Source organism: Pseudomonas sp. AC016 (genome assembly GCF_979253365.1).
In genome coordinates this window covers 3,577,194-3,595,552 of record NZ_CEEDCC010000001.1, presented here as the reverse complement: position 1 = coordinate 3,595,552, position 18,359 = coordinate 3,577,194, and the positions used below count along the sequence as shown (strand labels likewise).

15 protein-coding genes are annotated in these 18,359 nt (G+C 57.2%); 5 read left to right on the top strand and 10 right to left on the bottom strand.

Going from position 1 to position 18,359, the window contains the following annotated elements; translation table 11 throughout:
• From cysW to dibA, 5 genes are all read right to left on the bottom strand, one after another.
• On the bottom strand, positions 1 to 873 hold the full coding sequence (cysW, locus tag AC0IXS_RS16300) for a sulfate ABC transporter permease subunit CysW (protein WP_004882801.1): 873 nt from the start codon (positions 871 to 873) through the stop codon (positions 1 to 3).
• 10 nt (positions 874 to 883) lie between these two features.
• Positions 884 to 1,705 carry a sulfate ABC transporter permease subunit CysT gene (gene cysT, locus AC0IXS_RS16295; protein ID WP_057408445.1) on the bottom strand — a complete coding sequence of 274 codons (822 nt, stop codon included), beginning with the start codon at positions 1,703 to 1,705 and terminating at the stop codon, positions 884 to 886.
• 105 nt (positions 1,706 to 1,810) lie between these two features.
• Positions 1,811 to 2,821, bottom strand: coding sequence for a sulfate ABC transporter substrate-binding protein (locus AC0IXS_RS16290; protein ID WP_137203280.1), 1,011 nt, complete (start codon positions 2,819 to 2,821; stop codon positions 1,811 to 1,813).
• Between the two features lie 129 nt (positions 2,822 to 2,950).
• Complete coding sequence (gene oscA / locus AC0IXS_RS16285) at positions 2,951 to 3,133, bottom strand: sulfur starvation response protein OscA (RefSeq protein ID WP_003170956.1); 183 nt, start codon at positions 3,131 to 3,133, stop codon at positions 2,951 to 2,953.
• A 201-nt stretch (positions 3,134 to 3,334) separates the two neighbouring features.
• A complete protein-coding gene (gene dibA / locus AC0IXS_RS16280; RefSeq protein ID WP_471825173.1) occupies positions 3,335 to 5,266 on the bottom strand; it encodes a phosphodiesterase DibA in 1,932 nt (643 codons plus the stop codon).
• A gap of 157 nt (positions 5,267 to 5,423) precedes the next feature.
• On the opposite strand from dibA, the gene desA reads away from it, so the two are divergent.
• Together desA and AC0IXS_RS16270 are read left to right on the top strand one after the other, a co-directional pair.
• Complete coding sequence (gene desA, locus AC0IXS_RS16275; RefSeq protein ID WP_122572799.1) at positions 5,424 to 6,608, top strand: delta-9 fatty acid desaturase DesA; 1,185 nt, start codon at positions 5,424 to 5,426, stop codon at positions 6,606 to 6,608.
• 136 nt (positions 6,609 to 6,744) lie between these two features.
• On the top strand, positions 6,745 to 7,731 hold the full coding sequence (locus AC0IXS_RS16270; RefSeq protein ID WP_122690453.1) for a GGDEF domain-containing protein: 987 nt from the start codon (positions 6,745 to 6,747) through the stop codon (positions 7,729 to 7,731).
• Positions 7,732 to 7,957: 226 nt separating this feature from the next.
• Here AC0IXS_RS16270 and AC0IXS_RS16265 read toward each other — a convergent pair whose 3' ends face one another.
• Entirely contained in the window at positions 7,958 to 8,929 is a 972-nt protein-coding gene (locus tag AC0IXS_RS16265) for a thymidylate synthase (RefSeq protein WP_004882817.1), read from the bottom strand.
• Between the two features lie 52 nt (positions 8,930 to 8,981).
• Positions 8,982 to 9,794 (bottom strand): prolipoprotein diacylglyceryl transferase, encoded by an 813-nt coding sequence (gene lgt, locus AC0IXS_RS16260; RefSeq protein WP_057408449.1) that lies wholly within the window; start codon positions 9,792 to 9,794, stop codon positions 8,982 to 8,984.
• 126 nt (positions 9,795 to 9,920) lie between these two features.
• On the opposite strand from lgt, the gene AC0IXS_RS16255 reads away from it, so the two are divergent.
• On the top strand, positions 9,921 to 10,667 hold the full coding sequence (locus tag AC0IXS_RS16255) for an NRDE family protein (RefSeq protein WP_122668679.1): 747 nt from the start codon (positions 9,921 to 9,923) through the stop codon (positions 10,665 to 10,667).
• A 402-nt stretch (positions 10,668 to 11,069) separates the two neighbouring features.
• Here the strand turns inward: AC0IXS_RS16255 and ptsP are convergent, their stop codons facing one another.
• Positions 11,070 to 13,349 carry a phosphoenolpyruvate--protein phosphotransferase gene (ptsP, locus tag AC0IXS_RS16250; RefSeq protein WP_025994331.1) on the bottom strand — a complete coding sequence of 760 codons (2,280 nt, stop codon included), beginning with the start codon at positions 13,347 to 13,349 and terminating at the stop codon, positions 11,070 to 11,072.
• 21 nt (positions 13,350 to 13,370) lie between these two features.
• Positions 13,371 to 13,850 carry an RNA pyrophosphohydrolase gene (locus AC0IXS_RS16245; RefSeq protein ID WP_002555745.1) on the bottom strand — a complete coding sequence of 160 codons (480 nt, stop codon included), beginning with the start codon at positions 13,848 to 13,850 and terminating at the stop codon, positions 13,371 to 13,373.
• Between the two features lie 142 nt (positions 13,851 to 13,992).
• On the opposite strand from AC0IXS_RS16245, the gene AC0IXS_RS16240 reads away from it, so the two are divergent.
• Positions 13,993 to 14,649: a histidinol-phosphatase gene (locus AC0IXS_RS16240; protein ID WP_004882820.1), complete on the top strand. Its 657-nt coding sequence runs from the start codon at positions 13,993 to 13,995 to the stop codon at positions 14,647 to 14,649.
• A gap of 12 nt (positions 14,650 to 14,661) precedes the next feature.
• On the opposite strand, the gene AC0IXS_RS16235 is transcribed toward AC0IXS_RS16240, so the two are convergent.
• On the bottom strand, positions 14,662 to 15,090 hold the full coding sequence (locus tag AC0IXS_RS16235; protein WP_471825167.1) for a DUF2269 family protein: 429 nt from the start codon (positions 15,088 to 15,090) through the stop codon (positions 14,662 to 14,664).
• 616 nt (positions 15,091 to 15,706) lie between these two features.
• On the opposite strand from AC0IXS_RS16235, the gene AC0IXS_RS16230 reads away from it, so the two are divergent.
• Positions 15,707 to 18,355 carry a 3'-5' exonuclease gene (locus AC0IXS_RS16230; RefSeq protein WP_471825165.1) on the top strand — a complete coding sequence of 883 codons (2,649 nt, stop codon included), beginning with the start codon at positions 15,707 to 15,709 and terminating at the stop codon, positions 18,353 to 18,355.
• The last annotated feature ends 4 nt before the right edge of the window (positions 18,356 to 18,359 follow it).

Genomic DNA, 18,359 nt, shown 5'->3' with positions numbered 1-18,359 from the left:
TTATTCCTCCGCCGCGTTATGGCGCAGACGGTTAATACGGGATTCGCTCCACTGCTTGAGCAGCAGGATGAACAGCGCAAGGATCAGCAACAGGCTCGCCACTGCAAAGGCGGCAACGTGGTTGTATTCGTTGTAGAGGATCTCGACGTGCAGCGGCAGCGTGTTGGTAACGCCGCGAATGTGGCCGGACACCACCGACACCGCGCCAAACTCACCCATCGCCCGTGCGGTACACAGCACCACGCCATAGATCAGGCCCCACTTGATGTTCGGCACCGTGACATGCCAGAACATCTGCCAGCCGTTGGCCCCCAGCAGACGCGCCGCCTCTTCTTCCTGCGTGCCCTGCTCCTGCATCAGCGGGATCAGCTCACGCGCGACGAACGGCACGGTGACAAAGATGGTTGCCAGCACGATGCCCGGCAGCGCGAAGACGATCTGGATGTCGTGATCCTGCAGCCATGGCCCGAACAGGCCCTGCGCGCCGAACATCAGCACGTAGACCAGACCGGCAATGACCGGCGATACCGAGAACGGCAGATCGATCAGCGTGACCAGAATGCTCTTGCCACGAAACGAATACTTGCTCACGCACCACGCGGCGCTGACGCCAAACACAAGGTTGAGCGGCACCGAGATCAGCACGGCAATGACCGTCAGCTTGAGCGCCGACAGCGCGTCCGGCTCGAGCACCGCCTCGAAGAATGCGCCCAGACCGTTTTTCAGGCCTTGCGAGACCACGATGAACAGCGGCAGCCCCAGAAACAGGGCGAAGATCAGCCAGCCAAGGCCGATCAGGATACGACGCGCTACCGCATTGCCACGACGTGCGTCGTTGGCGGAGGCTGCAGCGGATACCGATGAATAAGACATGCTCGCCTCCTCAGGATGGGGTTTCAATGCGCCGCTGCAGCAGGTTGATCAGCAGCAGCAGAATGAAGGAAACCACCAGCATCAGAACGCCAATGGAAGTCGCACCGGTGTAGTCGTACTGGTCGAGCTTGACCATGATCAGCAAGGGCATGATTTCGGTTTTCATGGGCATGTTGCCCGCGATGAAGATGACCGAACCGTACTCCCCCACACCGCGAGCGAAGGCCAGCGCGAAGCCGGTCAGCCACGCAGGCAGCAGCGCCGGCACGAGAATGTGGCGAAACACCTGCAGCGGACGGGCACCCAGGCAGGCGGCGGCCTCTTCGACTTCACGCGGGATATCGGCCAGCACTGGCTGAACAGTGCGCACCACGAATGGCAGCGTCACGAAGGTCAGCGCCAGGGTGATACCCAAGGGGGTGTAGGCGATCTTGAAACCCAGATCAGTGGCGAACTGCCCGACCCAGCCATTGGGCGCATACAGCGCTGTCAGGGCGATACCGGCCACGGCGGTCGGCAGGGCAAAAGGCAGGTCGATCATCGCATCGATGATCTTGCGTCCGGGGAAGGTGTAACGCACCAGCACCCATGCCAGCAGCGTACCGATCACGCCGTTGATGACAGCTGCGTAGAACGCTGTGCTGAAACTCAACTTCAGCGCCGCCAGTACGCGAGGTGCGGTGATGATGGTCCAGAACTGATCCCAGGTGAGCTGTGCGGCATGTACGAACATGGCGGCCAGCGGTATAAGCACAATCAGACTGAGGTACACCAAGGTGTAGCCCAGCGTCAGCCCGAAGCCGGGTATGACGGGGGAGATACGACGCGACATAGAAGTCCCTGGTTTTACTTGCACGAAGCCCGGACGTCGATCCGGGCTGTTTTACCATCACTGCGATACGCGCCCGTTGAGGGCTGCGCGGTATCGTCATGCGGTTTATTGCGCTTGATAAATCTGGTCGAACACGCCGCCGTCGTTGAAGAACTTCGGCTGCGCAGTCTTCCAGCCGCCGAAGTCTTTGTCGATAGTCACCAGATCCAGTTTCGGGAATTGCTTCTCGTATTTGGCGGCGATCTCTTTATCACGCGGACGATAGAAGTTTTTCGCCGCAATTTCCTGACCTTGTTTGCTGTACAGGTGTTTCAGGTACTCGGTCGCGACGGCGGTGTTGCCTTTCTTCTCGGCATTCTTGTCGACGACGGCGACGGGCGGCTCGGCCAGAATCGACAGCGACGGTACGACGATGTCGAACTTGTCTGCGCCACCGTCTTCCTTCAGCGCCAGGAACGCCTCGTTTTCCCACGCCAGCAGCACATCACCCTGACCGTTGTTGACGAAAGTGATGGTCGAGCCGCGCGCGCCGGTGTCCAGAATTGGCACGTGCTTGAACAGGGTCTGAACGTATTCCTTGGCCTTGGCTTCGTCGCCCCCGCCCGCCTTCAGGCCATAGGCCCAGGCAGCCAGGAAGTTCCAGCGCGCGCCGCCCGAGGTTTTCGGGTTGGGCGTGATCACCGACACGTCTTTCTTGATCAGGTCGCCCCAGTCCTTGATGCCTTTTGGATTGCCCTTTCGCACCAGAAACACGATGGTCGATGTGTACGGCGTGCTCGCGTCCGGCAGACGCGTCTGCCAGTTCTCAGGCAAGGTTTTACCCAGTTTGGCGATCTCGTCGATGTCACCGGCCAGCGCCAGGGTCACGACGTCGGCGCGCAGGCCGTCGATCACGCCACGGGCCTGCTTGCCCGAGCCACCGTGGGACTGCTTGATGGTCACGGTGTCGTCCGGATGGGACTGTTTCCAGTGCTTGGCGAACTCGGCGTTGTATTCCTGATACAGCTCACGCGTCGGGTCGTAAGACACGTTGAGCAGCTCGTAATCCTTGGCGACAGCGGAACCTGCGAATACAGCGCTGGCGAGAGCGGCCAGGGCAAAACGGCGAATGGACATAGGTGAAGCTCCTGCAAATTCTGTGTGTCGGCTTTTTTTGATTTCTTCGTCGCACGCCAGCGTGAGATTCACACCGGCGCGCTGCTTGTCAGGGGTGCATCGCATTCGGTTGTTTCATCCGGCGCTGTGTCAGCTCGGCTTGTTACCCGGGTTCTGCAAACGAAACTTTTCCTTGCGCTCGATCTGCACCACTTGTGCGTTGTGCACGGTGATCTCGACGGCGCCAAAGCGCAGGTCACGCAACGCACTCTGAATCTCACGCAAAATGGCCGCTTCGTCCTGACCGTCAACACTACGTAGAGATGCGCTCATTATCGTATTCCTTGAAAGGGGAGCCTGCCGTCGCACCCGAAGCGCTGGCATGTGGCGATAAGGCAATAGTAGTGAGGTGTAGATATTCTTAAAAAGACTATTTAAGAATGCAGATATAACCAAAAGAAATTAAAAGATTTCACGCCATGGCGGAACGCATTGCACGTCCGGCCAGAGCGTGAATCAGGCGTGTCAAACCCGTCAGACCGGGGCTGCCGTGAACGCCGGGGTATGTGCCCAATTGATCGATTCGGCAGGCACGGGTCGCCCGAACCAGTAGCCCTGGCCCAGCTCACACCCGTTGTCGAACAGAAACGCCGCCTGCTCGGCCTGTTCGATGCCCTCGGCCAGCACTCGCATGCCCATGCTGCCCGCCAGCGCGATGACCGCGCGCACGATGGCAATATCGTCGTCATCGCCAGGCAGCCCCGCCACGAAACCCTGATCGATCTTCAGCTTCTGGACCGGCATGCGCTTGAGCCTGAGCAGAGAGGAATAACCGGTGCCAAAGTCATCGATGGCCAGACTCAGGCCCAGCTCGCGCAGCCGGTGTAACTGCTCTATGGCCTGCTCGGGGTCTTCCATCACCGCGCTTTCAGTCACTTCCAGCTCCAGCAAGGCAGGATCAAGGCCGGTATCACGCAGCACCTGGCTGACCTGACGATCAAGATCACCGGTGCTGAACAACCGGCTGGAAACATTGACCGCCACAAAGCGGATCGGCACGTCGCAGGCTTGCCAGGCCAGCATCTGCCGACATGCCGTTTCCAGCACCCAGGCATCGATATCGGCAATCAGCCCGCTCTGCTCGGCCACCGGAATGAATTCCCCCGGTGAAACCATGCCCCGTGACGGGTGCTGCCAACGCACGAGCGCTTCGACACCCACGATGCAGCGCGTGGAGAGGTCGTGAACCGGCTGATAAAAGACGCGTAATTCCTGATGTTCGATGGCGTGGCGCAGTTCGCTCACCAACTGCACCCGCTGACGGGCGTGGGACGTCAGTTCTTCGGTGTACAACGCATAGCCGTCGCGGCCGTTGCTCTTGGCCTTGAACAGCGCAGAGTCGGCATTGCGCAACAATTGCTGGTCGGTCAGCGCATCGCCTGGAAACAGGCTGATGCCCAGGCTGGCACTGATGAACAGCTGCTGTCCGGCGATGGTAAATGGCGCCTTGAGCACTTCGATGACCCGCTGCGCCAGAGCCGCAGCCAGGACCATCTGCGGACAGTTCTTGACCAGCAAGGCAAACTCGTCACCGCCCAAACGCGCCAGGGTCATGTCGCTCTCGGTCACACCTTCGAGTCGAACGGCAATGGCCTTGAGCACTTCGTCGCCGATATTGTGGCCGAGGCTGTCATTGATGTTCTTGAAATGGTCCAGATCGATCAACAGCAGCGCGCAGCCGCGCTTGCTGGAACGGGCAGACGTCAGCGCCTGACTGATCCGGTCAGTGAGCAGCAGACGGTTGGGCAGGCCGGTCAGCGCATCGTAGTGGGCCAACTGCGCCAACTCCTGCTCGGAACGCTTGATGGCGGTCATGTCGGAAAACACCGCGACGAAGTTTTTCGGCTGGCCGTCATCGGCCTTGATGCTGCGGATCGTCTGCCACTGCGGATAGACTTCGCCGCTCTTGCGCCGATTCCAGATCTCGCCGCTCCACTGACCGGCGCTGAGGATCGAGCGGTACATCTGCCGATAGAACTCCGCACCGTGGCGGCCGGACTGGAACTTGCTGGGGTTGAAACCCAGCACTTCATCGGGCTGATAGCCGGTAATGTCCACAAACGCCCGGTTGACGTGCACGATCCGCCCTTTCGCATCGGTCACCAGCACTCCTTCCAGCGTACTGTCGAACACTGCAGCAGCCAGTCTCAGTTGGTCGTGATCGTCCTGATGACGCGCTACCTGTGCCTTGCCGGTGATGACTTTCATCAAACGGTCACGCGCGACAAAGAGCATGACCGCGCTTATCAACACCCATCCATAGCCGCCCGCGCGCTGCCCGATGGCCAAATGAGCCGGATCTTCGATGAAAAGCGGCAGCAGGCAGTCGAACGCCAGCAGCCACAGAACGGACAGCATGCCGTACAGAATGGCCGTCCGTAGCGCTCCGTCAGTAGAGTCCGTCATAAGAAAATCCAGGGCCTTATGAAAGGAGCGCAATTATAAAGCAAGAAACATCCTGCGACTCTTATCTAAAAGCGTGACTGGTTTTCTGTGGGATGTCAGTGATAATGCAGCTGTTACTTTTTTCTTCACGCGTATCTCTACGAGGGCCAAACAGCCTATGTGGTACAACGGTTTGCTCGACCTTTCCGTCTGGCAGGTAATAGCAGTCACACTGGCTATGACCCATGTGACGATTGTCGGCGTCACGGTCTATCTGCACCGCTACTCAGCTCACCGCTCCCTGGAACTCAATGCGGGGCTCAAGCACTTCTTCCGTTTCTGGCTGTGGCTCACCACGGCGCAGAACACTCGCGAGTGGACCGCCATCCACCGCAAGCACCACGCAAAATGCGAAACCGTCGACGACCCGCACAGCCCGGTCGTCAAAGGGCTGTCCACCGTCCTGCGCAAGGGCGCCGAGCTGTATCGCGAAGAGGCTCAGAACGAAGACACCCTGCGCATCTACGGCAAGAACTGCCCGGAAGACTGGATCGAACGCAATCTGTACTCGCGCTACAAGCTGCTCGGTATCGCCCTGATGGCGGTCATCGATCTGGCGCTGTTCGGTGCCATCGGTATCACCGTGTGGGCAATCCAGATGATGTGGATTCCGTTCTGGGCCGCAGGCGTGGTCAACGGACTGGGTCATGCCGTGGGTTATCGCAACTTCGAGTGCCGTGATGCAGCGACCAACCTGGTGCCGTGGGGCATCATCATTGGTGGCGAAGAACTGCACAACAACCATCACACCTATCCCAATTCGGCCAAGCTGTCGGTCAAGCCGTGGGAGTTCGACATGGGTTGGGCGTGGATCAAGGTGTTCAGCTTTCTGCGTCTGGCCAGGGTGCAGCGCGTCGCGCCTATCGCCCATCGGGTCGAAGGCAAGGGCCATATGGACATGGACACCGCGATGGCAATCCTCAACAACCGCTTCCAGATCATGGCTCAGTACCGCAAGGTCGTGATCGGTCCGCTGGTCGCTCAGGAACTGGCCAAGGCCGATGCGTCGGTCCGCCATCAGTTCCACCGTGCCAAGCGCCTGCTGTCCCGCGAGACCAGCCTGCTGGACGACAGACACCATGTGCGCATCCAGACCATGCTGGAACACAGCCAGGCACTGAAGGTGATCTACGAAAAACGCCTCGCGCTGCAGCAGATCTGGGTAAAAACCAGCACCAACGGTCACGACATGCTGTCAGCCATGAAAGAGTGGATTCACGAAGCCGAAGCCAGTGGCATTCAGTCCCTGCGCGACTTCGCCGATCAGTTGAAAACCTACTCGTTGCGCCCGGCTCAAGCCTGACACCGTTGATCGGCGCGCCCCTTGCGGGCGCGCCTGTTCCGGAACTTCCCTCCCCGACAAACATCTGATCATCTTTCCCGCTGTGAATGGGAGAGCGTGCAAGCACTGGCTGCGCGCTGCTTGAGACGTTGCCTTTATGGAAAAGCAAAGCCCTATCGCCTCTGCTACCGAAATGCCCGCCGCCGCTGAAACCCTGCTGGCCCTGATGCATGCACAGGCGGAGGTGGCGCGTCTGAGCGAGCGTGAACAACTGTTCAGTTCGCTGCTGGTCAGCGTCAACGCTGTGCTATGGGCGTTCGATTGGGAAACCCAGCGCATGATTTACGTCAGCCCGGCCTACGAGCGCATCTTCGGGCGCTCTGCAGGGCTGTTGCTGGCCGATTACAGCGAATGGCGCGACAGCATCTACCCGGATGACCTCAACTACGCTGAGCGCAGCCTGAGCGAAGTGATCGAGAAAGGCGCTATCGAAGACCGTGAGTACCGCATCATCCGCGCCGACGGTGAAGTGCGCTGGCTGAGCGATAAGTGTTTCGTCAGTCGCCAGACCGATGATGCACAGCGTCTGGTCGTGGTGGGCATTGCCGAGGACATCACCGAGAAGAAACAGCTCGAGGATGAACTGCAGCGCCTGGCCACCACCGACGTCCTGACCCAGAGCAGCAACCGACGCCACTTTTTCGAATGCGCCCAGCGCGAGTTCGAACTGGCACGCCTGAACGGCACGCCGCTGGCCTTCCTGCTGCTGGACATCGACGATTTCAAGCTGGTGAACGACACCTACGGGCACCAGGAAGGCGATACCGTGCTGCAGCGCATTGCCGAGAGCGGTCGCTCAGCGCTGAGGCGTGGGGATCTGTTCGGACGTATTGGCGGTGAAGAGTTTGCAGCGGTCTTTCCTGGTTGCGCACCGGAAATGGCCATGCAGATCGCAGAGCGCCTGCAACGCGAGATCCAGCGCCAGAGCTTCCAGTGCGGCACCAGCACCTTCAGCATCACGGCCAGCCAGGGCCTGACCAACCTGACCCAGGACGACCACAGCCTGGAAGCCCTCTACGGCCGCGCCGATGCCGCGATGTATCAGGCCAAGCGGCAGGGCAAGAACCAGATCGTTCTGGTTTGACCTGATCGCCTGATCCACCATTGATCGCGCCCATCTGCGTGGGCAGCCTTGAAGCTCTGCGTCGCATTCGGGAGCGGACGCGGAGCGTCCTGGGAGGCATTCCCACGCAGAGCGTAGGAACGATCATCATCGTATTCCTCCAGGAGGACTTGTGTATAACGCCGAGCGCGGAGCGTAGGAACGATCATCACACGATATTGATCGTGGGAATGATCAGGATCGGCGCTTAAACCGCCATCGGCGCGGTCATGGCCGGGTGATGCTCATAGCCTTCCAGCGTGAAGTCAGACGGCTCGATCAGTTCCAGCCACTCCGGCTGATACACACCGGTCTTGGCAAACTCCGGCACGCGGTCGGAGATTTTCAGTTTCGGCATCGGGAACGGCTCGCGGGTAAGCTGCTCGTTGAGCATGTCCAGATGGTTCTCGTAGACGTGGGCGTCACCAATGAAATAGGTGAACCAGCGTGGCGTGTAGCCCGTCAGACGACCGATCAGGCTCAGCAGCGCCGCGCCTTCGGTCAGGTTGAACGGCGTGCCCAGACCCAGATCGTTCGAACGGATGTAGAGGGTCAGCGAGATTTCACGCGTCTGCGGGTTCGGATGCAGCTGATACAGCAGGTGGCAAGGCGGCAGCGCCATCTCATCCAGCTGTGCACAGTTCCAGCCGTGGAACAGAATCCGGCGGCTGCCTGGATCGTTGATGATGGTGTCGACGCACTGGCGAATCTGGTCGATGGCCTTGTACAGCACCACGAACGCCTGGCCGTCTTCTTCGGATTCGGCAATCTGGCGATAACCCTGACCGAGCGCCAGTTCAATCGCGGCGACATTGGCCGCATCAATGCGCTTGTAGGCAGGCCACTTGCGCCACTGCACGCCGTAGATCTCGCCCAGATCATCCTCGCCCTTGCGGAACGGGTTGTTCAGCCACTGAGCGTTTTCGTTGGCGTTCTGGTCCCAGACCTTGCAGCCCAGCTCGCGGAATTCGGCCGCATTGCTCACGCCACGCAGAAAACCAACCATCTCGCCGATGGCCGATTTGAACGCCATACGACGCGTGGTGATTGCCGGGAAACCTTCCTGCAAGTCGTAACGCAGCATCGCACCCGGAAAGCTGATGGTGTTCACGCCGGTACGGTTGGACTGCAAGGTCCCGTGCTTGATCACGTGGGCGACCAGTTCCAGATATTGCTTCATAAATCACCTGCATTGTTGAAAGCGCCACACGCGAACATGCGGCGTTTCGGTGTCAGACCGCTGCGTTGGTCGTCGTCGCAGCGCGCTTGTAAGCGAACCAGATCAGGAGCAGACCGGCGATGATCATCGGCAGACTCAAAATCTGACCCATGGTGACCCAGCCCCACGCCAGATAGCCCAGCTGCGCATCCGGCACCCGGACGAACTCGACCACGAAACGGAAAATGCCGTAAAACAGCGCGAACATGCCGGAAACGGCCATGGTCGGGCGGGGTTTGCGCGCATAGAGATTAAGGATGATGAACAGTGCCACACCTTCGAGTGCGAACTGATACAGCTGCGACGGATGGCGTGCCAGTTGTGCAGGGTCGCTGAACGGCGGGAACACCATTGCCCACGGCACATCGGTCGGCTTGCCCCACAGCTCGGCGTTGATGAAGTTGCCGATACGCCCGGCACCCAGACCGATCGGCACCAGCGGTGCAACGAAGTCCATCAACTGGAAGAAGCTTTTGCCGTTGCGCTTGCCGAACCACCAAGCCGCGATCATGACGCCGACAAAGCCCCCGTGGAACGCCATGCCGCCCTTCCAGACCTCGAAGATGAGCAACGGATTGGCGATATAGGCCGACAGGTCGTAGAACAGCACATAGCCCAGCCGTCCACCGACGATCACGCCCATGGCCAGCCAGAAAATCAGGTCGGAAAGTTTTTCCTTGGTCCAGGTCGGATCGAATGCGTTCAAGCGACGTGACGCCAGCAGCCAGGCACCACCGATGCCGACCAGGTACATCAAACCGTACCAGTGAATTTGCAGCGGGCCGATGGCGACTGCTACCGGGTCAATCTGCGGGTAAGGCAGCATTGCGTATCCTCAATTGGAACGCCCGTGCGGGCGACTGAATCAGGCGGGCATGTTACCGGAGCCCGGCCGGTTGCTCTAGCGGCCACTGGTCAAAGCTGCGTACAGTTCAGGAAAAAGGAGAACCTAATGTGTCTGATCGTATTCGCGTGGCGGCCGTCTCAGGCCCAGCCGCTGATTGTGGCGGCCAATCGTGACGAATTCTATGCGCGCCCTACCCGACCACTGAGCCAGTGGGAGGAAATGCCGAATGTTTACGCAGGGCGAGACCTGGAAGCCGGCGGCACCTGGATGGGCATCGGTGCCTTGGGACGCTTTGCCGCTGTGACTAATATTCGTGATCCGGGCCAGACTTTGGGCCTGCGTTCCCGTGGCGAGTTGGTGGCGAAGTTTCTGGCGGGCGAGCAATCGCCCGAGGATTACGTGGCCGAAATGGCTGCGCGCGCCAGTGAGTACACCGGTTTCAACTTGCTGGCGGGTGACGCAGGGCAGTTGTATTACCTGAACTCGACCGACCCGACGCCCCGGTTGCTGGGCGAAGGCGTATACGGGCTGTCCAACGCAGGCCTGAACACGCCATGGCCCAAACTGCTCAAGGCCAGAGCAGCGCTGACCGACCAACTGGATGACCCTCGGCCTGGACCATTACTGGACCTGCTGAAGGATCCGCAGCCTGCCGCAGACGCCGAACTGCCTGAAACCGGCGTGGGCCTTGCCACCGAGAAGCTGCTGTCCAGCGTGTTCATCGCCAGCCCCAACTACGGCACCCGCGCCAGCACCGTACTGATCGTCAACGCCGACGGCACACGGCAGATGATCGAACACAGCTTCGGTCCGCAGGGTGGGCAGCTGGGTGAGGTTGAGTTGAGCGTGTAGCTGACGCAGAACGTCCATCGTTATACACAAGTCTGCCTCGACGCTGATCGAGAGCGGACGCGGAGCGTCCCGGGCGGCGTTACCACTTCAGAGCGTGGGAACGATCATGGCGTTGCTGATACTGATCGTGCCCATCGCTCCGCGTGGGCATGCATCCCGTGACGCCCTGCGTCACAGATGGCACAGATTGCGGATTCAGTGAGCCTAGCGCATGACGTGGATAACGCTGGAGCTTGGGCACACATCTGCGCCACATTCAAGAGCGGACGCGGAGCGTCCTGGGAGGCATTCCCACGCAGAGCGTAGGAACGATCATCATCGTATTCCTCCAGGAGGACTTGTGTAGAACGATGAGCGCAGAGCGTGGGAACGATCAAGCGCGCTCCAATTCAACACTTGAACCTAGTGCCCTTTCACGGACCCCGGGTTGATCATCCGCGACAGGCCGAGGTTTTTCAGTGCCAGTTGCAGCGAGCTGCTGATGACTTGCGGGTTATCGTTGGTCATCAATTGGGCCAGCAGGTCCTTGGCCTTGCTCAGGTTGATCTGGCGCAGCATCCACTTCACTTTCGGCAGGTTGGTGGCGTTCATCGACAGGCTGTCGAAGCCCATCGCCATCAACAGCACTGCGGCCGCTGGGTCGCCCGCCATTTCGCCGCAGATACTGACCGGCTTGCCTTCGGCATGGGCATCACGCACCACGCTTTGCAGGGCCTGTAGCACCGCCGGGTGCAGGTAATCGTAGAGGTCAGCGACACGCGGGTTGTTGCGATCAACCGCGAGCAGGTATTGGGTCAGGTCGTTGGAGCCGACCGACAGGAAGTCCACCTGACGCGCCAGATCGCGAGTTTGATAGACCGCCGCCGGGACTTCGATCATCACGCCTACGGGCGGCATCGGCACGTCGGTGCCCTCATCACGCACTTCGCCCCAGGCGCGGTGGATCAGGTGCAGCGCTTCTTCAACCTCGTGGGTGCTGGAGATCATCGGCAGCAGAATGCGCAGGTTGTTCAGACCTTCACTGGCCTTGAGCATGGCGCGGGTCTGAACCAGGAAAATTTCCGGGTGGTCGAGGGTGACGCGAATGCCGCGCCAGCCAAGGAACGGGTTGTCTTCCTTGATCGGGAAGTACGACAGCGCCTTGTCACCACCGATGTCCAGACTGCGCATGGTCACCGGCAGTGGATGGAACGCGGCCAGTTGCTCGCGGTAGATTGCCAGCTGTTCCTTTTCGCTCGGGAAGCGCTGGTTGATCATGAACGGCACTTCGGTGCGGTACAGCCCGACACCTTCAGCGCCACGCTGCTGAGCACGCGCCACGTCGGCGAGCAGGCCGGTGTTGACCCAGAGCGGCATGCGATGTCCGTCCAGCGTCACGCACGGCAGTTCACGCAGCGCATCAAGGCCCTGGGAGAGCTGACGCTCCTCCTCGACCACTTTACCGAACTGCTTGCGCATGATGTCGCTGGGGTTGGTGAAGACCTCACCGTGGTAGCCGTCGACGATCAGGTCGATACCATCGACCTTGGAATACGGGAAGTCCACCAGGCCCATGACCGTCGGAATACCCATGGCCCGGGCCAGAATCGCGACGTGGGAGTTACCGGAACCCTGCACCGAGACCAGGCCGACCAGCTTGCCTTCCGGCACCTCACCGAGCATGGCCGGCGACAGTTCTTCACTGACCAGAATCGTATTGTCCGGATAGACCAGCGCCTGTTGCCGCGCTTCCTGAAGATAGGCCAGCAGACGGCGGCCCAGGTCCTTGACGTCCGAAGCCCGCTCACGCAGGTAGGCGTCGTCCATCAGTTCGAAACGTTTGACGTGTTCGTTGACCACCGAGCGCAATGCGCCCTGCGCCCACTGGCCGGTCTTGATGACGTTGGTGACCTCACTGCCCAGCGAGGCATCGTCAAGCATCATCAGATAGACGTCGAACAGCGCGCGTTCTTCGGGGCGCAGCTGCGTGGCGAGCTTGGCAGACAGGGTGCGCATGTCGTTGCGCACGCCTTCCAGTGCGTTCTGGAACAGCGCCAGCTCGGCCGCGATGTCAGTAACCGTCTTGTCGGGCACCACTTCCAGATCGGCAGGTGGCAGCATGACCACCGCCACACCGACCGCAGCGCCGGGCGAACCGGCCACGCCGACGAATTTGGCTTCCTGAATACCCTTGCCCTGGCGACCCAGACCCCGGATCGAGCCAGTGGCTTCGGCGTGAGCAATAACGCCCGCGAGCTGCGCGCTCATGGTGACGAGGAAGGCTTCTTCGCCCTCATCGAACTGGCGGCGCTCCTTTTGCTGGATCACCAGAACCCCGACCACACGACGGTGGTGGATGATCGGCGCACCCAGGAACGACGCGTAACGCTCTTCACCGGTTTCGGCAAAGTAGCGATAACGAGGGTGATCGGCGGCGTTTTCGAGGTTCAGCGGTTCTTCGCGCGTGCCCACGAGGCCCACGAGGCCTTCGTTAGGCGCCATGCTGACCTTGCCGATGGACCGTTTGTTGAGGCCTTCGGAGGCCATCAGTACAAAGCGGTTGGCTTCGGCATCGAGCAGGTAGACCGAGCAGACCTGGCTGCCCATGGCCTCCTTTACGCGCAACACAATAATGCCCAACGCCGCCTTGAGATCCTTGGCGGAGTTAACTTCCTGGACGATCTTGCGCAGCGTATTGAGCATGGCTCGGGGTCGAACTCCGTGTCAGTCGCGCGATAAGAGGCGCGGGGCAAGCTCTTTGAGTGCGCGTCGATACACCTCGCGCTTGAATGTCACCACCTGGCCAAGCGGATACCAATAGCTGACCCAGCGCCAGCCATCGAACTCCGGTTTCCCGGTCAAATCCATCCGCACCCGCTGCTCGTTGGAGATCAGGCGCAGGAGAAACCATTTCTGTTTTTGGCCGATACACAGCGGTTGGCTATGAGTACGGACCAATCGTTGCGGCAGACGATAGCGCAACCAGCCTCGAGTGCAGGCAAGTATTTGCACATCATGTCGTTCAAGTCCGACTTCTTCATTCAACTCACGATAAAGCGCGTCTTCCGGCGTCTCCTGCGGGTTGATTCCCCCTTGCGGAAACTGCCAGGCATCCTGGTTAATACGCCGAGCCCATAGGACCTGACCAGCATCGTTTGTCAGAATAATCCCGACATTAGGACGGAAACCATCGGGGTCGATCACGGCAACAACCTCGCAAACGCATGTCGCCGCATTGTTCCACAAAGGCGATCAAACCAGCAACGAGGCTTGTCACCTTATGTGAAGACTTGTGAAAACCTCGTATTCTGATGCTCTTTTTTCAGCTAATTCAGCGAGTAACCGCATGCGCCTGGCACTATTCGACCTCGACAACACGCTTCTGGGTGGCGACAGCGATCACGCCTGGGGTGATTATCTGTGCCGTCGCGGCATCCTTGACACCGCGTCCTACAAAACCCGTAACGATGAGTTCTATCAGGATTATCTGGCCGGCACGTTAAACATGACCGACTACCTGAACTTCACACTGGAGATTCTGGGCGCGACCGAGATGGAGCAGTTGGCGCAATGGCACCGTGAGTTCATGCGTGACTGCATCGAACCGATCATGCTGCCCAAGGCCATGGAGTTGATCGCCAAGCACCGTGCGGCGGGCGACAAGCTGGTGGTGATTACCGCAACCAACCGTTTCGTGACGGCGCCCATCGTGGAGCGACTGGGGATCGAGACGCTGCTGGCCACTGAATGCGAGATGATCGATGGCCGTTATACCGGCCGCACGACGGGCATTCCGTGCTTCCGCGAAGGCAAGGTCACGCGGTTGAATCTGTGGCTGGAAGAGAACGCGTTCAGCCTTGAGGACAGCTATTTCTATAGCGACTCGATGAACGATCTGCCGCTACTGGAGCAAGTCGCCAATCCGGTCGCAGTCGATCCCGATCCGAAACTGCGCGCCGAAGCCGAGCAACGCGGCTGGCCGGTGATCACGCTGCGTCACTGATTCAGCCAGTGCTTACGCCGGTTTGAAGCCCATCAGGCCGGCGATCACGACGAAACACACCACGCTGACGATCGCCAGTGCAAGGGTGAAGCCGCGCCTGTCGGTCCGCGCGCCGAGGCGCAATCGATTAAGCCTCGCCACCAGCCATACCCAGCTGAACAGGCCCACCGTGTAGAGCACGCTGCTGCCCAACACCCAGGTCTGCCCCAGCGACAAACCTATCGAATGTACCAGCCACCAGCCGCTGAACGGCAGAATCGCCAGACAGACCGCCATCAGCAGCCAGAAGAACAGCAATGGACGCTTGAGCAGACGCGTCTGGATGGTCGCATCACCTTCGAGGCGCACCTTGATGACGCCGCTGGCCAGCACCAGAACGCTGAGCAACAACAGCGTGATGGCAGCGATGTGCAGGGTTTTCAGGGCGGTGACGGGTTCCATTGCAGGGTCTTCCTCTTGAATCGGGGCCTGTCGAGTCTAGCAGTTCATCTATGCAAGAAGGCCACACGCTCAGCCTTATGTGTGGACTCTACGGTCTCTCGGCAATCAATATACTTTATGGTTATGCTCATTAAAGGGGGCCGCTTCTCTATAAGTATCCACCTGCCTGAATAAGTAGGTCTTCATATGGGCTATATGCCGCAGCCTATAAATCGAATTCGTACGGAACTCGACTCGGTTGGCGGTCGAGGCTTCGAAGCTCGGACCGTGAAAACGCCTGGGCAACGAAACGGGAGCGAAAACAAGCGCTTGAAATCATAAACGTTGTGAAGGTACGCCCTAAAGTCTGCTTCTATTTTCAGCTCAACGTGGTGTCAAAGCATGCTCGGCGTGGAGCCGAGGCCACTCACCAAACGCCTCGACAGCACTGCGTATAGCCGCGCAGTTGTGATCTCGCTAGCGTGCAACGTAAGACCTCCATGAATATCGGTGTGAATCGGATCTTCCAAAAGCACCCGAAGCATGATATCAAAAGAGCATCAACTAATGGACTGCGCTACGTTGATCTGCGCTCCCATGGAGCTTTGAAGTTAAATATGGACTATTCGAGCGAACAATGAGCGATATTAGATACGTAGAACACCGAGACTTCCGAGCCAATATACAAAAAATGGTCAAGGCAGGTGGTTCCAGCCAAAAAGCCGCGATAGCGGTGCAGGCGATGTTCGGCAGGATCGCACTTAGAGAAGATCCATTCGAAGGACTACAGATTACTCATCATGGTGAAACAAGAATCGAAAAATGTGTGAAGTATGACCTTGCCGGAAGAGCAAGATTAATTACGATCCAAGACGAAAAGGTCGTATTCTTTCTATTCCTTGGCAACCATGACGACACCGACACATGGCTAGATCGACATAAAGATATTAAATTTAGCGTAAGCAAGCAACTGGTAGTCAACTTTGTACCGGTATCCGTAAGCACTGAAGAAAGGATTTCTGCTGGAAATAGCTTGTCCTTTCATTCGGAGCAACTATTTACACTGTTTGAGCCCCCAGAGCTATTCGACAGAGCACTCGAAGGCTTGTCTAGGGCTATAAGTCGCGACATCGAGGCACTAACTGGCGCCCACTCCGAGGAAGATATATTCAACGTCGTTGAAAAAATTGAGAGAGATGAACACGCAACTGCTTTGTATGATGCGTTAGTATTAATACGCTCTGACAATATCAGCGCAGCCAATGATCGTTTAAAACTCTACCTCGGCGACAGTCGCGAAATTGATGAGCTTCCTCCGGAAGAGGTTCGCAGAGTGCGATTCGGTGATGCTTTCATAGAATTCAAACCTGATGACAAAGAATTCCTAGCTCGGGCAGACCAAGTAATGATGGGCGGCGACTATAAAAGCTGGATGCTATTTATGCACCCGGAGCAAGAAAAAATTGCTACTTCTAACCTGACTGGCCCTGCTAAACTTATTGGAGTTTCAGGATCTGGGAAAACCTGCGTAGTCGTTCGAAGAGCAATTTGGTTAGCAACCGAGCATCCCAACGATCGCATATTAGTTATCACTCTGAACAAACCTCTAGCGCATCTTATTGAAAGCCTTGTCAAGGCTGCTGCGCCCAGAGAGCTATCTGCAAGAATCGATGTACTACCTTTTTTCAAGCTATGCCAGAAGCTACTAGAAAAATACGAACCACAAAACCTCAAACTATATGATGATATAACTTGGAAGAGCGGAGAGCACATCGACGAAATCTGGACTGAGTTTTATCGATGCGAGCTTAATAATGAAGATGCTAAAATCTTATTACCTATACACAAAACCCTGATCCAACGCGGCATAAACTCAGAACACTATATCAGAGAAGAATTCGACTGGATTCGCTCCGCATTTCCTAGAGCACGCCGCGAAGAATACTTAAAAACAGAACGCGAAGGTCGCGTAATCCCATTCGACGCGGACTCACGAACTTTAATACTTCAAGGGTTAAGGCTGTGGGAAAAAAAAATGCGCGACATTGGCATTTGCGACTACTTAGGCCTAGCTACTGAACTCTATCAATACAAAGTCAGCTTCGAAACCAGCTATCGCTCAGTGATAATAGACGAATGCCAAGATTTCGGGACTATAGAACTCGAAATAATTCGCGCTCTAGTTCCTTCCGCCAAAAACGACTTATTCTTGTGTGGAGATGCTGCCCAAAAAGTGCAGACGAAAAGGCAGAGCATGAGACTCGCCGGCATAGAATGCGGCAGCACAAGATCATTAACTCTGAAGAAAAACTATAGAAACACTAAAGATGTTCTTAGGGCAGCATCTCAAATATTCAAGAAACACTACAAAGTAGAACAACAACCTCTTGAAGATTACGAATTCCTTGATCCGGAATTGGCAGACCGTAGCGGCACCACGCCTCTTATACTGGAAGCCGACTCTCTTGGACATGAACTCTCGTACACTCTAAGCTATCTGCAAGATGAAATCCTTAACAACCCCGGCCGAAAAGCTTGTATTGCCTACTGTGGGTTTACTAGCTATGAAGTGAAAAATCTGTCAGAAAAAACTGGAATACCATTATTAGACGGCGCTATTGATATTGATAGCAGTGACATCTTCCTTTCTGACTTGGAGCAAACGAAAGGATTTGAATTTGACTACGTCGTTATCCTTAATTGTTGCGCCGAAGTAATCCCCGATCAAACAGCACCAAAGGAAGAACAGTTCAGGGACATATCAAAGTTTTATGTTGCCATGACAAGAACCAAGCACCAACTGATACTTTCGTACCACACATGCTTGAGCGATCTACTTTCTGACAGCTCGGAATATTTTGTCCAAGATACATGGAGCAGCTGGCTGGATAATGGTGAAGCAACTAGAAACCTGTACGAACCAATACGAATTGAAGTAAATCGAGGTGAGGGTGGCGGAAACTGCTTATCTCTCACCGGATTGAAATTTATATATCATAGCGCCGCAATTGGATTGAGTTCAAGAAGCATCGAAGTTATATTAAATTTAGTAGACGGAAAGGGACTTCGAGATAAACGAGGCGCAAAAAAATGGAAAACGGTCGGACAGCTAATTTCTGACATGGCAGCAGACATGCGCGTAAAAAATATACTGGGCTCAATTGCTTACGAGGAAATCAGGCAAACTAAATTTGCAAAGCGATCAGAAGCGCTTAGCAGAACAGTTGGCTTATCCAAACTAAGTCGAAAAAAAGAAAACTTTAATACCATTACACCTAACTCTTAATCAA